General features: G+C 39.0%; 14 protein-coding genes. 7 read left to right on the forward strand and 7 right to left on the reverse strand.

What is annotated here, in order from left to right; genetic code table 11:
• From PSF27_RS06795 to nadC, 6 genes are all read right to left on the reverse strand, one after another.
• Nucleotides 1-236, reverse strand: a 236-nt coding sequence (locus tag PSF27_RS06795) for a hypothetical protein (RefSeq protein ID WP_272681154.1), incomplete at its 3' end; no start/stop codon positions are given.
• Nucleotides 237-525: 289 nt separating this feature from the next.
• Complete coding sequence (gene lpdA, locus PSF27_RS06800; protein WP_206082677.1) at nt 526-1,953, reverse strand: dihydrolipoyl dehydrogenase; 1,428 nt, start codon at nt 1,951-1,953, stop codon at nt 526-528.
• A gap of 204 nt (nt 1,954-2,157) precedes the next feature.
• Nucleotides 2,158-4,008: a pyruvate dehydrogenase complex dihydrolipoyllysine-residue acetyltransferase gene (gene aceF / locus PSF27_RS06805; RefSeq protein WP_206082678.1), complete on the reverse strand. Its 1,851-nt coding sequence runs from the start codon at nt 4,006-4,008 to the stop codon at nt 2,158-2,160.
• A 13-nt stretch (nt 4,009-4,021) separates the two neighbouring features.
• Nucleotides 4,022-6,688 (reverse strand): pyruvate dehydrogenase (acetyl-transferring), homodimeric type, encoded by a 2,667-nt coding sequence (aceE, locus tag PSF27_RS06810; protein WP_272681155.1) that lies wholly within the window; start codon nt 6,686-6,688, stop codon nt 4,022-4,024.
• Between the two features lie 171 nt (nt 6,689-6,859).
• On the reverse strand, nt 6,860-7,630 hold the full coding sequence (pdhR, locus tag PSF27_RS06815) for a pyruvate dehydrogenase complex transcriptional repressor PdhR (RefSeq protein ID WP_206082680.1): 771 nt from the start codon (nt 7,628-7,630) through the stop codon (nt 6,860-6,862).
• 596 nt (nt 7,631-8,226) lie between these two features.
• Nucleotides 8,227-9,129 carry a carboxylating nicotinate-nucleotide diphosphorylase gene (gene nadC, locus PSF27_RS06820; protein WP_206082681.1) on the reverse strand — a complete coding sequence of 301 codons (903 nt, stop codon included), beginning with the start codon at nt 9,127-9,129 and terminating at the stop codon, nt 8,227-8,229.
• Nucleotides 9,130-9,234: 105 nt separating this feature from the next.
• Between nadC and ampD the strand changes: the two genes are divergently transcribed.
• The 7 genes from ampD (at nt 9,235) to yacG (ending at nt 14,815) form a co-directional block, all read left to right on the forward strand.
• On the forward strand, nt 9,235-9,771 hold the full coding sequence (ampD, locus tag PSF27_RS06825) for a 1,6-anhydro-N-acetylmuramyl-L-alanine amidase AmpD (protein ID WP_272681156.1): 537 nt from the start codon (nt 9,235-9,237) through the stop codon (nt 9,769-9,771).
• Nucleotides 9,772-10,047: 276 nt separating this feature from the next.
• Nucleotides 10,048-10,473, forward strand: a complete 426-nt coding sequence (gene ppdD / locus PSF27_RS06830; protein WP_206082683.1) for a prepilin peptidase-dependent pilin — start codon at nt 10,048-10,050, stop codon at nt 10,471-10,473.
• Between the two features lie 12 nt (nt 10,474-10,485).
• On the forward strand, nt 10,486-11,883 hold the full coding sequence (locus PSF27_RS06835; RefSeq protein ID WP_206082684.1) for an ATPase, T2SS/T4P/T4SS family: 1,398 nt from the start codon (nt 10,486-10,488) through the stop codon (nt 11,881-11,883).
• A gap of 1 nt (nt 11,884) precedes the next feature.
• Nucleotides 11,885-13,063, forward strand: a complete 1,179-nt coding sequence (locus PSF27_RS06840; protein ID WP_272681157.1) for a type II secretion system F family protein — start codon at nt 11,885-11,887, stop codon at nt 13,061-13,063.
• Nucleotides 13,064-13,228: 165 nt separating this feature from the next.
• Entirely contained in the window at nt 13,229-13,834 is a 606-nt protein-coding gene (gene coaE, locus PSF27_RS06845; protein ID WP_206082686.1) for a dephospho-CoA kinase, read from the forward strand.
• Nucleotides 13,835-13,842: 8 nt separating this feature from the next.
• Nucleotides 13,843-14,601, forward strand: a complete 759-nt coding sequence (gene zapD / locus PSF27_RS06850) for a cell division protein ZapD (protein WP_272681158.1) — start codon at nt 13,843-13,845, stop codon at nt 14,599-14,601.
• A 16-nt stretch (nt 14,602-14,617) separates the two neighbouring features.
• A complete protein-coding gene (yacG, locus tag PSF27_RS06855; RefSeq protein ID WP_004262008.1) occupies nt 14,618-14,815 on the forward strand; it encodes a DNA gyrase inhibitor YacG in 198 nt (65 codons plus the stop codon).
• A 77-nt stretch (nt 14,816-14,892) separates the two neighbouring features.
• On the opposite strand, the gene mutT is transcribed toward yacG, so the two are convergent.
• Entirely contained in the window at nt 14,893-15,300 is a 408-nt protein-coding gene (gene mutT, locus PSF27_RS06860) for an 8-oxo-dGTP diphosphatase MutT (RefSeq protein WP_109912937.1), read from the reverse strand.

A 15,300-nucleotide genomic window follows, 5' to 3' on the forward strand; every position in this document is an offset into this window, starting at 1 on the left:
GTAGTAGAAGAATCTTGAAAAGTATCGACTTTGTGATTATCAACATCATCATGGATATGAGCTATATTTTTATTATCATATAGATTTTCATGTAAAATATTTTTTAATCCTTCATACCTCCCTGTTAAATCAATATCTTCATGAGCATTATCATAATTATTAAAATAATCATTGAAATGTTCTCTTGGATTGTTTCCCCTTACAGTTATTGTACCTAGGTGTGTCACATCATCCATAAACCAACTTCTTTATTAGTTATAAAAAACAGAACAAAGAAATTAGAATTTAATATTTTTATAGTCAACTAACCGTTATTATTAATAAATATTCGTTAGTTAAAATTAAAAACATATTATTTATAAAATGATTAATATTGATTTTAATAAATAATTGAATAAGAACATGTGACTGACTGTTTATATTCACAAAAACAAAAAAAGCCAACGTGTTTCCACATTGGCTTCTATACGCTTTGGTGATAAACAGCATACTAGAGATACTGTTTATCTATGCGATTAAAGAAAATTATTTTTTCTTTTTCGCTTTTGCGTTTGGTAAATCAGTAATGCTACCTTCGTAAATCTCTGCAGCCATACCAATTGATTCGTACAGTGTTGGGTGAGCATGGATAGTTAATGCTAAATCTTCAGCATCACAGCCCATTTCAATTGCTAGGCCGATTTCGCCCAGTAATTCACCACCGTTCACACCGACAACCGCACCACCGATAACACGGTTAGATTGCTTGTCGAAAATCAGCTTAGTCATACCTTCTGAGCAGTCAGATGCAATTGCACGACCTGACGCAGCCCATGGGAAAGTCGCAACTTCGTAGCTGATATTTTGTTCTTTCGCTTCTTTTTCAGTTAAACCAACCCATGCAACTTCTGGCTCAGTATAAGCGATTGATGGGATCACTTTCGGGTCAAAGTAATGTTTCAGACCAGAGATAACCTCTGCTGCAACGTGACCTTCGTGAACACCTTTGTGAGCCAACATTGGTTGACCAACGATATCACCGATAGCGAAAATGTGTGGAACGTTAGTGCGCATTTGTTTATCCACGTGGATAAAGCCGCGATCATCAACTTCAACGCCAGCTTTGCCTGCATCTAAATTTTTACCGTTAGGAACACGGCCGATAGCCACTAACACAGCATCATAACGTTGTGGTTCTGCGGAAGCTTTTTTACCTTCCATAGAAACGTAAATACCGTCTTCTTTCGCTTCAACTGCGGTAACTTTCGTTTCTAACAGCAGGTTGAATTTTTTGCTGATTTGTTTGGTGAATACTTTAACCACATCTTTGTCAGCCGCAGGGATGACTTGGTCAAACATTTCAACCACATCGATTTGAGAACCCAGTGCATGGTACACAGTTCCCATTTCTAAACCGATGATGCCACCGCCCATAACCAGAAGACGCTCTGGAACTTCTTTCAGTTCTAACGCATCGGTTGAATCCCAAATACGTGGGTCTTCATGAGGAATGAATGGTAATTGAATTGGACGTGAGCCCGCTGCAATGATTGCGTTATCGAAATTGATAGTCGTACTACCGTTTTCGCCTTCAACAACCAGCGTATTTGCACCCGTAAATTTACCCAGACCGTTAACGACGGTCACTTTACGACCTTTCGCCATCCCAGCTAGACCACCCGTCAGCTGATTAATGACTTTTTCTTTCCATAAGCGAACTTTAGAGATATCAGTTTTTGGCTCACCAAATACGATACCGTGCTCTGCTAATGCTTTCGCTTCTTCGATCACTTTTGCAACATGCAATAAAGCTTTTGAAGGGATACAACCCACGTTTAAACAAACACCACCAAGGGTTGAATAACGTTCAACTAAAACAGTTTCTAAACCTAAGTCAGCGCAACGGAAAGCCGCAGAATAACCTGCAGGGCCTGCACCAAGCACAACGACTTGGGCTTTAATTTCAGTACTCATCATGACCTCTTTTTGTTTTGTCCAGCGGTACTGCTGAATAAACGATCTTCCACTGGAAAAGTACACACCGAGAGCAGTTTACAGAATTGTTAACACCCTGAAAAGGCTCATTTCGTGATGTAACTCCCAACCTTTCGTAGCAGCAGCAAAAAATTCTGCCTCAGCCTAAATAAAACAGACCGGCCTATCAGCCGGTCTTATTATTTACATCACTAAACGGCGAATATCGCTCATTAATTGCCCTACTAGGGTGATGAAGCGTGCTCCATCAGCCCCATCGATGACACGGTGGTCAAAGGACAGTGACATAGGCAGGATCAGGCGAGGAACAAACTCGCTACCGTTCCAAACAGGTTTCATTGAAGAACGTGACAGCCCCATAATAGCCACTTCTGGTGCGTTCACGATTGGTGCAAAACCAGTTGTACCGATACCACCAAGGCTAGAGATGGTGAAACATCCGCCTTGCATATCAGCCGCAGTCAGTTTACCTGCACGCGCTTTCTTAGAAACTTCCATCAGTTCACGAGATAACTCTAAAATGCCTTTTTTGTTAACGTCTTTAAAGACAGGAACAACTAAGCCATTTGGTGTATCAACCGCGATACCGATATTGATATATTTTTTCAAGAACAGACGCTGTGCATCTTCAGAAATCGAGCTGTTAAAGCGCGGCATTTCTTCCAGAGCGCGGGCAACCGCTTTCATGACAAAAACTAATGGCGTGATTTTCACGTCCAGTTTTTTCTTCTCTGCTTCTTTATTCTGTTGCTTACGGAATTCTTCAACTTCAGTGGTATCCACTTCTTCCATCAGCGTAACATGTGGGATCATCACCCAGTTACGGCTCAGGTTTGCACCAGAGATTTTTTGGATACGACCCAGTTCGACTTCTTCAACTTCACCAAACTTGCTGTAATCTACTTTCGGCCATGGCAGCATACCTGGTAAACCACCACCTGCTGCAGCTGGAGACTCAGCACGTTTGACTGCATCTTTCACGTAAGCTTGAACGTCTTCACGCAGGATACGGCCTTTACGACCAGTGCCTTTTACTTTCGCTAAGTTAACACCGAACTCACGCGCTAAGCGGCGAATAACTGGTGTTGCGTGGATGTATGCGTCGTTCTCAACAAATTCATTTTTGCTATCAGCTGCTTTTGCAGCTGGAGCTGGAGCTGCTGCAGGTGCTGGTGCCGCTGCTTGAGCAACTGGTGCCGCAGCTGGCGCCGCACCGGCAACTTCAAAAGTCATGATCAGCGAGCCAGTTTTCACTTTGTCGCCTGTCGCAATCTTGATTTCTTTAACAGTACCAGCAAATGGTGCAGGAACTTCCATTGATGCTTTATCGCCTTCAACCGTAATGATTGATTGCTCAGCAGAAACGGTGTCGCCCACTTTAACCATTACTTCGGTAACTTCAACTTCATCACCGCCGATATCTGGCACGTTAACGTCTTTAATTGCAGAGGCTGCTGGAGCCGCTGGTGCTGCTTGTGCAACTGGAGCAGCGGCTGGCGCTGCGCCTGCGACTTCAAAGACCATGATCAGCGAACCAGTTTTCACTTTATCGCCTGTCGCAATCTTGATTTCTTTAACAGTTCCAGCAAATGGCGCTGGGACTTCCATTGACGCTTTATCGCCTTCAACAGTAATTAAAGATTGTTCTGCGGTCACGGTGTCACCCACTTTAACCATGATTTCAGTGACTTCGACTTCATCGCCACCGATATCTGGTACAGCAACGTCTTTTGACGCTGCTGCGCTTGGTGCTGCCGCAGGGGCTGCTGGCGCTTGTGCGGGAGCTGGTGCTGCTGCCCCCGCTTCTGCTTCAAAGACCATGATTAGCGAGCCAGTTTTTACTTTGTCGCCTGTCGCAATTTTAATTTCTTTTACCACACCCGCTTGTGGTGATGGGACTTCCATAGAAGCTTTATCACCTTCAACGGTAATGAGCGATTGCTCTGCTTCTACTTTGTCACCAACTTTAACCATCACTTCGGTGACTTCAACTTCATCAGCACCGATATCTGGCACTTGGATTTCAATAGACATTGATATTTACCTCTTATGCCAAACGTGGGTTAACTTTTTCTGGGTTAATGTTGTATTTTTTAATCGCTTCTTCAACGACTTTAACATCAACCTCACCACGTTTAGCTAATTCACCTAACGCTGCTACGATGACATAGCTGGTATCCACTTCGAAGTGGTGACGCAGGTTTTCACGACTGTCAGAACGACCAAAACCATCAGTACCCAGTACGCGGTAATCACTTGCAGGTACATAAGTACGAACTTGTTCAGCAAACAGTTTCATGTAGTCAGTTGATGCAACTGCTGGTGCGTCATTCATTACTTGTGCAATGTATGGAACGCGTGGTGTTGCAGATGGGTGCAGCATGTTCCAACGCTCACAATCTTGACCATCACGTGCCAATTCAGTGAATGAAGTTACACTGTAAACATCAGAACCAATGCCATACTCTACAGACAGAATATCTGCCGCTTCACGAACGTGGCGCATCATTGAACCTGAACCTAACAACTGCACTTTACCTTTGTTACCTTCAACAGAAGCCAGTTTGTAGATACCTTTACGGATACCTTCCTCTGCACCTTCTGGCATTGCAGGCATGTGGTAGTTTTCGTTCAGAGTCGTGATGTAGTAGTACACGTTCTCTTGTTTCTCACCGTACATGCGCTCTAAACCGTTTTGCATAATCACTGCAACTTCATAAGCGAATGCAGGGTCATAAGAAATACAGTTAGGAATAGTCAGTGATTGAATATGGCTGTGACCATCTTCGTGTTGTAAGCCTTCACCATTCAGCGTTGTACGACCTGAAGTACCACCAATCAGGAAGCCACGTGCTTGTTGGTCACCCGCTGCCCACATTAAGTCACCAATACGTTGGAAACCAAACATTGAGTAGTAGATATAGAATGGGATCATCGGCAAGTTGTTAGTACTGTAAGATGTTGCAGCCGCTAACCAAGAAGAACCTGCGCCCAACTCATTGATACCTTCTTGCAGGATTTGACCTTTCGAGTCTTCTTTATAGTAGGCAACCTGTTCTCTGTCTTGCGGTGTATATTGCTGACCTTTCGGGCTATAAATACCGATTTGACGGAACAGACCTTCCATACCAAATGTACGCGCTTCGTCAGCGATAATTGGCACTAAACGCTCTTTAATAGAGTTGTTTTTCAACATCACGTTCAATGCACGAACGAAAGCAATTGTGGTCGAAATTTCTTTTGATTGTTCTTCTAATAATTGGCTGAAATCTGCCAGTGCAGGGATTTCCAGTTTCTCATCAAAAGTTGAACGACGAGCAGGCAAATAACCACCCAGCGCTTGGCGACGCTCGTGCAGGTATTTGTACTCTTCGGAATCTTTTTCGAAAGTAATGTATGGCAGTTTTTCGATTTGCTCATCAGCCACTGGCACATTGAATTGATCACGGAAGTGGCGAACACCGTCCATGTTCATTTTCTTCACTTGGTGCGCAATGTTTTTACCTTCAGCTGTTTCGCCCATACCATAACCTTTAATGGTTTGCGCTAAAATAACAGTTGGTTTGCCTTTGGTTTCTTTTGCTTTCGCAAATGCAGCATAGACTTTCTTCGGATCGTGACCACCACGGTTCAATGCCCAAATTTCATCATCAGTCATATCTTTAACTAATGCTGCAGTTTCTGGGTAACGATTGAAGAAGTGTTCACGAACGTACGCGCCGTCGCGTGATTTAAAGGTCTGGTAGTCACCATCTAAAGTTTCGTTCATTAACTGAACAAGTTTGCCGCTCGTATCTTTACGCAGCAGCTCGTCCCAACGGTCACCCCACATAACTTTGATAACTTGCCAGCCAGCACCGTTAAAGATACCTTCTAATTCGTTAACAATTTTTCCGTTACCTGTTACTGGGCCATCTAGACGTTGCAGGTTACAGTTGATAACGAAAACTAAGTTATCTAGTTTATCGCGTGTTGCGATAGTAATCGCACCTTTAGATTCTGGCTCATCCATCTCACCATCACCTAAGAATGCATATACGCGCTGCGCAGATGTATCTTTCAGGCCACGGTTATCAAGGTATTTCAGGAACTTAGCTTGATAGATAGCATTGATTGGGCCCAGCCCCATTGATACTGTCGGGAATTGCCAGAAGTCAGGCATCAATTTAGGGTGCGGATATGAAGATAGGCCATTACCACCAATTTCTTGACGGAAGTTGTTCATTTGCTCTTCAGTTAAACGCCCTTCTAAGAAAGCACGTGCATAGATACCTGGAGAGATGTGACCTTGGAAGAATACTAAGTCTCCGCCATCATTATTGTTATGAGCACGGAAGAAGTGGTTGAAGCAGACTTCATACAAGGTTGCTGATGACTGGAAAGAAGCCATGTGGCCGCCCAGTTCTAAGTCTTTTTTAGACGCACGCAGAACAGTCATTACTGCGTTCCAGCGAATTGCAGAGCGAATACGGCGCTCTAAGTCCATGTTACCAGGGTATGCAGGCTCATCTTCAACAGCAATTGTGTTGATGTAATCAGAACGACCAGATGCACCAGCAGCAATACTTACGCCGCCTTTACGCGCTTCGCTTAATACCTGTTCGATAATAAACTGAGCACGATCAACACCTTCTTCACGGATGACCGATTCAATCGCCTGTAGCCAGTCGCGAGTTTCAATCGGATCCACGTCATTTTTTAACATATCTGACATGGTGTATTCCTTATCTGTTATCTATTTTATATGGTTATGTGGAGCCTATCTTCCCGCTATTTTCCCAATATTGCTAAAACAGCGGGAAGATAGGCCCTGATGTAGTTGCCGCTTTAACTCTCTTTTAGAGCATTCACAATAATATAGACGCAGCAGTCAGGATCTATATTACTAAGTTAAATCAGGGTGTTGCTGTAACCGCCGTAAAGAACGTTCTCTACGAGTTTGCTCTCGGCTAATATCCAATAGCAAATCTTCAATAAAAGACAGGTGACGGTGAGATGCTTCGCGCGCTTTTTCAGGTTCTCTTGCCATTATTGCAGCAAAAATTTGTGCTCTATGGGAGCTAACCGCGTTATACATCTCTTTACGGGTATACAAAAATTCAAAGTTTTGACGGATATTCTGTTCTAACATTGGGATCATGCAGCGCAATAAATGCAATAGAACCACGTTGTGAGCCGCTTCTGTCACAATGAGTTGGTATTGGAGTACCGCATCTGACTCGGCATCTAACTCGCCGCTTTTTTGCGCTGTTTCGATAAGTTCATAACTTTGACGAATACGGTCAAGATCTTCTTCAGTACCACGGAGTGCAGCATAATAGGCCGCAATACCTTCAAGGGCATGACGAGTTTCAAGAAGATCAAATTGAGATTCGGGATTACCTTCGAGTAACTGAGCTAAAGGATCACTAAAGCTTTGCCACATTTTCTTTTGTACGAAGGTGCCGCCGCCTTGACGACGAGATAGAAGCCCTTTCGCTTCTAATGTTTGAATTGCTTCACGCACTGATGGCCTAGATACGTCAAACTGTTTTGCGAGTTCACGTTCAGGGGGCAGCTTTTCGCCAGGGCGCAATGTCCCTTCGAAAATAAGATGTTCAAGCCGTTGCTCTATTACATCTGATAACTTTGGTTGGCGAATTTTACCGTAAGTCATAATCTGCCATATTCATAAGTGAGTAATTATTGATTACGTATTACCCAGTGTTAATTGGTAATACCAATTTGTTTATGGGCTAATAAAGTAACAAAGTATTCACTATCTGTCCATAAAGACCTTGCGCTAAATCATAAAATCCTGCAAATATTAACAATTTATTTTAAAATTTAGCATGTTTTGATAACTAAACAACCAATGTCGTGAGAGTATTTTTAACATAAAAAACATCATTTACCGATTAAAAATACAAACTGAATCGTAAAAGCAATCACTTTAATGAATAAAAATTCATTAAAAGCAAATTAAAAATCAAATAAAACCTTAGCTGCTCTATTATACTTAAACGTCTCACTTTTTTTGTTTCAAAAATGTTAAAATCACAACTGAACTTACACTTATCTTAAATTCTAACCGCATCTTCAACTCAAATTGGCCCGCTTTCTATAGAATAATATTGATGCTTTTAAAAATAATATGCCAATACTTCCACTTTATGAATGCTGATATAAATCACTTAATGAGAAATAAAAGAACTGTATGATGAAATTGAGCAATACAGTTCTTATATCAAACTTTGATAGCGTAATGATGCTCTAGGAATGGTTCTCAACAAAACGCATTGATAAGTCCATCGCTTGAATATGTTTAGTCAAAGCACCCACTGAAATAAAATCAATGCCAGTTTCTGCAAATTCTTTTATTGTTTTTAGTGTCACATTACCTGAGACTTCAAGCGCAGCCTTCCCTGCAGTTAGCACTACAGCCTCTTTCATCATTGTCGGTGTAAAGTTATCTAACATAATGATGTCTGCGCCTGCTTTTAGCGCTAGAAGTAACTCATCTAGGCTTTCCACTTCAATTTCAATAGGTACTTCAGGGTGTGCTTGTCTGGCAAGTTCAACCGCCATATCCACCGAACCTGCTGAAATAATATGATTTTCTTTAATTAAATAGGCATCTGACAATCCCAAACGATGGTTAAATCCCCCTCCCATAAGAACAGCATACTTCAATGCAGTTCTTAGGCCAGGAATCGTTTTGCGAGTATCAAGTAGCTTGGCACGAGTTCCTGCAATCTCTTTTACATATATCGCAGTTACTGTCGAAACCGAAGAGAGTGTTTGGATAAAATTCAGCGCAGTCCGCTCCCCTGTTAATAAAACTTGAGATGGTCCCTGCATTTCACATAACACTTGATTTGATGTGACGGTATCACCGTCTTTCACTTTCCAATCAATTTTAACTAGCCCGCCTAATTGAAGAAAGACTTCTTCTAACCATTGTTTACCGCAAAAGATACCGTTTTCCCGTGTAATAATACGGGCGGTTGCAATCGCGCTTTCACTAAGTAGCTGCCCTGTGATATCTCTTTTATAGTCAACAACCTGTCCAAGGTCTTCTTTTAATGCAACTGTCACCATAAAAGGGATATCAACTGCTAATCGCTCTAATAGAATGCCGCGTCTTTGCTGTTCATCATAACGCCGTATAGCCATTTCTTTCTCCAAAATATGCTCTCGTCTTATTGTATCTATGCTAATCTTTCCATCCAAAGATAACGAGCCCTGACAAAAAGAAAATAGAATACTATGGATAACGAGATGAAAATACATGATGGTTGGTTAAATAATGTGACTCATATCCCCTCACCGCATCATGATCAACGCCCTGATGGTGTTACTCCCTCTTTGCTCGTTATCCATAATATTAGCCTTCCTCCAGGTCAATTTGGTGGGCCTTATATTAATCAATTATTCACGGGGGTTTTGAATCCTCAAGAACATCCTTTTTTTGAGGAAATAAAACACCTTCGCGTTTCTGCTCATTGCTTAATTCGCCGTGATGGCTCAATTATTCAATATGTTCCTTTTCATTTACGTGCTTGGCATGCAGGGCAATCAAGCTACCAAGGAAAAGAAAAATGCAATGATTTTTCAATTGGCATTGAGCTAGAAGGCCCTGATTTTGAGCCGTTTACTGAATCACAGTACCAATCTCTCGCGACTTTAACCCAACAACTTATTACTCAATATCCATTGATTGCCCATAATATTACGGGTCATAGTGATATCGCCCCTTTACGTAAAACCGATCCTGGCCCATTTTTTGATTGGCAATATTATAGAAGCTTACTTTAAAATTAGTTTAATCATATATAGCAATGAAAATTAATTATTTTTTAATTGCTATATATTTATTATTCTTAATACATCCATTTTCCTTTAATTAAAGAAATTAAAAAAGGCCAATATTAAAATTAAATTATATTTTGCGAAGCCGATCGATAAAAAATGTAATAAACCATCAATTCATTTATTTATCTACAAAGCGTTTCGCAACATCATTTACAATGAATAAAATATAGGGAAAAATAGCTTTATGATAAAACCTCACTTAACAACAGAGGTTTTATCATGCGCCAACAAGGATTTTCACTTATCGAAATAATGGTTGTTATTGCAATAATATCTATACTTGGTGTTATTGCTATTCCTGGTTATCAAAGCTATATGCAAAAGGCTGCAATGACCGATGTCCTGCAAACCATTTTACCTTACAAAAATAGTATTGAAATATGCCACTTCAATTTCGGTAGTCTATCTCAATGTAATAGTGGCAACGATAATATTCCAAATAATATTTCAGGGAAACACATCAAAACCATTGATGTAAAATCAGGTATTGTGAAACTGAGTGGAGATAAAACATTATCAGATCTTAATATTACACTAACACCTGTTGTCACAGGTAATAACTCGCCATTTAAATGGAATGTTGCTTGCGAAATAAAAGACAATACAAATTTAAAATCTTTATGTGAAAAAACGTTTAGTTTTTAATTAGGGGTAATTATGAATATAACGAAAGATAACCAGTTTATATTTAAAGAACTAAAAAAACTATGTGATAAGCATTATATTATTATCGTGGATTATAACCATAAAAGATTATCTATAGCCACGGTTAAAAAACCTGATGATAATCTTATGGCAACTCTAAAGTTTATTGCTAGCGTTCCTGTTTGCTATGATATTTGGCCTAAAGAAAAGGTTGATCATTACTTCAATAGTGTAATACATCAAATCAAAGAGGAGGATATCCCTTACCAACCTAAAGAAGCAGAGACATTAAATATTACATCCCCTGCGGTTGATTTTGTTGAGAATTTACTTAAAACCGCAGTTCATAAACGCTCATCAGATATTCATCTTGAGCCATCCAAACAGGGGTTAAAGATTAGGATTCGTGTTGATGGGAAACTTTACTTTCTTCCTTCAGCACCCTACGAAATTAACAATGAAATCATTGCTCGGCTAAAAATACTTTCCAAAATGAATATTGCGGAAAAAAGACGTCCACAAGATGGACAAATGAATTGGTATTTTGATGGGCAAAATTACAGCATACGCCTTTCTAGTATTCCCACCTTATATGGTGAGAAACTCGTATTAAGAATTCTTAATACTCAATTAAAATATTCATTAGAGCACATAGGGATGTGCTCTTCCCTTCTTGACTCATTAAAAAGATACTTAAATCAGCCTCAGGGTCTAATCTTAGTGACAGGCCCTACAGGCAGTGGCAAAACAGTGACTTTATATAGTGCCCTGGAATTTTTAAATCAATCTTCTCGGAATATTTCAACAATAGAAGACCCAATTGAAATTCCTTTGCAAGGAATTAATCAAATACAGGTTCATGAAAAATCCGAACTTAGCTTTGCTTTTATTCTTAGAGCACTATTACGCCAAGATCCCGATATTATTATGATTGGTGAAATAAGGGATGAAGAAACCGCCCAAATTGCTACTCGTGCAGCGCAAACTGGCCATTTAGTTTTATCTACATTGCATACTAATTGTACTGTAAGCGCTATAGAACGTATGATCCAGCTTGGCGTAGAAAAAAAACAATTAATGTCTTGCTTAAAAATGGTGATAGCTCAAAGATTAGTACGTAAATTATGTCCTAAATGTAAAATACCTACACCATCAAAAACTCAGCTAAATAGAGTGTTAACGATTAATGAATGGAGGTCTAAGGGATGTGAGCACTGTTTTTCTGGCTTTATGGGAAGAACAGCTGTTTATGAGTACATTGACCAGCAAATAATTCAAGATTTACAGGAGCAACAAGGTCGTAATATTGTAAATTTTGAACGTCTTTTTCAAGCAGGTATCAAGCTCATTGAATCAGGGGAAACAACGTTACAAGAAATTTACGCCATTGTTGGCAACGAGGGGGCTTGAAATGTTCATTTATTCATATATTGCACTCAATGCTCACAACCAAATAATTGAAGATACCTTGTTAGCTAAAAGTAAAAAAAAAGCTTTTCTTATTATTACTGAAAATAACCTTATTCCATTGAAAATCAAAATTAAAGCGATTTTTAATTTAAATCACGCCTGTATTAACTATCGAATACATTTCTTTCATCAACTAGGTGCCTTAACATCATCTGGGATAACACTAATACAAAGCTTAAAAATACTTTCAGAAAATTGCCAGCTTCCTTTTTGGCGTCACTTTATTAAAAATTTGATCCTACATATCGAAAAAGGGGAGCTTTTTTCCGATTTTTTAAAGAATCATCCACAAATTTTTAGCAGTACAATTATTAGCCTTATCATTGTTGCAGAAAAGACAGGTAAATATGATGAAAATTTTAATACGATTAGCTTTATGTTAGAGCATAATGAAAAAATCTCTGCATTGTTCAAAAAAGCAATACGTTATCCGCTCACTCTCTGTCTATTTTCAGGTATGTTACTATGTATTATGTTTTTGTATGTCATTCCTCAATTTAAAGAAATTTACGATAGCTTTCAACAGGAGCTACCTCTATTAACACAAGCTATGCTTTACGTATCCGACTTTATAAAAGAACAATTCACATATTTTTTATCAGTTATTTTCGTTCTTCTAATATTTACACTAAAAATAAATAAGCATCAGCACTTACAACATTTTTTTTCACAACTGCCAGTATTCAAAAGTTTAATCTCCTATCATTATCTAAGCTTGTATTTTCTAACAGTATCATCCACATATAAAATCGGCCTTCCACTAATTGATTGTTTAAAATGTACAATACAAACAATCAATAATAAGCAATACAAAAAAGATTGTGAAAATCTTCTCTCCGCTGTTCTTAAAGGTGGGACACTTTCAAATGCAATGAAAGAGACTGTTTTATTCCCAAGTTTAGCAGTTCAATTAATCGCCGTTGCTGAAGAATCAGGTAAACTCTATTATTTTACAAGATACCTATTTAAGTTCTACTCCGAACAATACATGCTCCATATAGAGAGAAAAGTGAAAAACTTGGAACCTGTCCTTCTTGTATTTATTTCACTCTTAATTGGCATCATTATGCTAGCAATGTATCTTCCAATATTTAATCTAGGGAATGTTGTCACTGGATGATAGTTTTTTAATAATATCTATCTCATATTATTAAGATACTCTAACCATATAGAATCATGTTATATAAGTATTTTTAACTATATTCATTCAAGTTAATTTGAGTGAAGACAAACGGATAATTTCAGTGTAATCTATTTTTATTTTCTATAAGTGATCGAAAAATTTATGCCTTATATCGTTGCTTTAACAGGGGGAATTGGGAGTGGTAAGACGACCATTGCAAACAACTTTGCTAAATTTGGTGTCCCCATCGTCGATGCTGATGTAATAGCTCGCCAAGTTGTAGAGCCGAATACCCCTGCTTTTGACGCTATCAGGTCACACTTTGGTAAAGAGATTATTTCTTTAGATGGCACGCTAAATCGAGGCCTTTTAAGAGACATTATTTTCTCAAACACTAATGAAAAAAAATGGCTAAATACACTTCTTCACCCCTTAATTCAGCAAGAGACGCAAAAACAGCTCTACCAAGACAATTATCCTTATGTTTTATGGGTTGTTCCTTTATTAATCGAAAACAACATTTCTCATTTAGCAGATAGGGTATTAGTCGTTGATGTTACCCCTGAAGAACAAATTCAACGTACAATAAAAAGAGACAATATAAGTCTCGAGCAGGTCAAAAATATATTAAATGCACAAGTTAGCCGTGAAAAACGATTATCTTATGCTGATGACGTTATTACAAACCATACTAAAGACACCAGCATTCAAGACAAGGTAGCAAATCTTCACAATAAATATTTAACACTAGCAAAAATAAAACCATAGGAATTAAAATGGGCGAACTAGCAACTACAAATTTAATCACTTATGAATATCCAATGAATGAAAAGATCCGTTCTTGGTTGCGCCTTGAAACTCTTTTATCTCAAATTTATGAGCTCAGCAATATCACCTCCTACTCTTCTGGTATCGCATTTTTTCGTTCAGTCTCAGAACTTATTGAAATTCTAGATAGAGGCGAAGTCCGTTCAGATCTTATTAAAGAGCTTGAAAAACAACGCACTCGCTTATCAAATTGGGCTAGCGACCCTAATGCGGACAATCAACTAATTAGTTCATTACTCACTGATTTATCAGATAAAATATCTCACTTAATGTCTGCACCTCGCTTTGGTCACCATTTGCGAACAGATAAAATTATTAGCATGGTTCGCCAAAGACTAAGCATTCCCGGTGGCTGCTGTAGTTTTGATTTACCTACATTACAATTATGGTTAAATATTCCGAAAAATGAACGTGATAAAGCCATCAGTGGCTGGCTTCAAAGTCTCGATCCTTTAAATGATGCTTTAAAAACAGTTCTGTCATTAATTCGCCAATCAGGAACGTTTGAAACTAAAGAGTCATTTAATGGCTTTTATCAAGATAGTGTCGAAGGTAAAGAGCTACTGCGCATAAAATTGCCCGCAGAAAACTTTATTTACCCACAAATTTCAGGTCACAAAACACGCTTTGCTTTACGTTTCCTGCATATCGATAGCGAGAATGGTATACTTCCAGATGTAATTAGTTTTGAGTTATCCTGTTGCTAGCTAGAGATATATATTTATGAGCGAAATCATTGAAGTAAACTGCCCAACATGCAAAAAGATAGTTGTTTGGAATGAAAATAGCCCTTTCCGGCCATTTTGCAGTAAGCGTTGTCAACTTATTGACCTTGGTGAGTGGGCTAGTGAGGAAAAAAGAATTGCGAGTCAAGGGGATATCTCTGACAGCGATGACTGGAGTGAACAGCCAGATAAATAAGACGTTAAGTCGCGACACAGTAAATTAAGTGGAAAATATATCATTGTGTATTTTCCACTTAATATCAATATCAGTTATTAAGCTGATTCACTTCTCTGCGTTAATAAATCGACAATAATACGGTTTGCCGGTGGGAACTCATCAGCAATAAGGTCATGTTGACAAACCCAACGCGAATCTTGCCCTTCTTTACCGTACGGTTCATTTTCCCACGCAGTAACGATAAAAAAATAAAGCGTAATGAAACGGTCATCAAACTCATGATCAACGCGATGAAATAACTCGCTCTTAGTCACTACAATTCCGACTTCTTCTTCAAGCTCACGAATTAATGCCGCTTCAGGTGATTCATTAATCTCAAGTTTTCCACCTGGAAATTCCCAAAAGCCAGCCATATGCGTGCCTTCAGGCCGTTTAGTAATAAAAATTTGTTGCTGGGAATTACGAATAATTCCAGCCGCGATATGCAAATGTTTTTTTTCCAT

Origin of the sequence: Providencia sp. PROV129 (genome assembly GCF_028482245.1) — a bacterium.
GTDB classification, from domain to species: domain Bacteria; phylum Pseudomonadota; class Gammaproteobacteria; order Enterobacterales; family Enterobacteriaceae; genus Providencia; species Providencia vermicola.

Coding starts and splice junctions, on each gene's coding strand:
- aceE (WP_272681155.1), bottom strand. CDS start 6,688: ATGTCAGATATGTTAAAAAATGACGTGGATCCGATTGAAACTCGCGAC.
- yacG (WP_004262008.1), top strand. CDS start 14,618: ATGAGCGAAATCATTGAAGTAAACTGCCCAACATGCAAAAAGATAGTT.
- aceF (WP_206082678.1), bottom strand. CDS start 4,008: ATGTCTATTGAAATCCAAGTGCCAGATATCGGTGCTGATGAAGTTGAA.
- coaE (WP_206082686.1), top strand. CDS start 13,229: ATGCCTTATATCGTTGCTTTAACAGGGGGAATTGGGAGTGGTAAGACG.
- PSF27_RS06835 (WP_206082684.1), top strand. CDS start 10,486: ATGAATATAACGAAAGATAACCAGTTTATATTTAAAGAACTAAAAAAA.
- nadC (WP_206082681.1), bottom strand. CDS start 9,129: ATGGCTATACGGCGTTATGATGAACAGCAAAGACGCGGCATTCTATTA.
- mutT (WP_109912937.1), bottom strand. CDS start 15,300: ATGGAAAAAAAACATTTGCATATCGCGGCTGGAATTATTCGTAATTCC.
- ampD (WP_272681156.1), top strand. CDS start 9,235: ATGAAAATACATGATGGTTGGTTAAATAATGTGACTCATATCCCCTCA.
- zapD (WP_272681158.1), top strand. CDS start 13,843: ATGGGCGAACTAGCAACTACAAATTTAATCACTTATGAATATCCAATG.
- ppdD (WP_206082683.1), top strand. CDS start 10,048: ATGCGCCAACAAGGATTTTCACTTATCGAAATAATGGTTGTTATTGCA.
- pdhR (WP_206082680.1), bottom strand. CDS start 7,630: ATGACTTACGGTAAAATTCGCCAACCAAAGTTATCAGATGTAATAGAG.
- PSF27_RS06840 (WP_272681157.1), top strand. CDS start 11,885: ATGTTCATTTATTCATATATTGCACTCAATGCTCACAACCAAATAATT.
- lpdA (WP_206082677.1), bottom strand. CDS start 1,953: ATGAGTACTGAAATTAAAGCCCAAGTCGTTGTGCTTGGTGCAGGCCCT.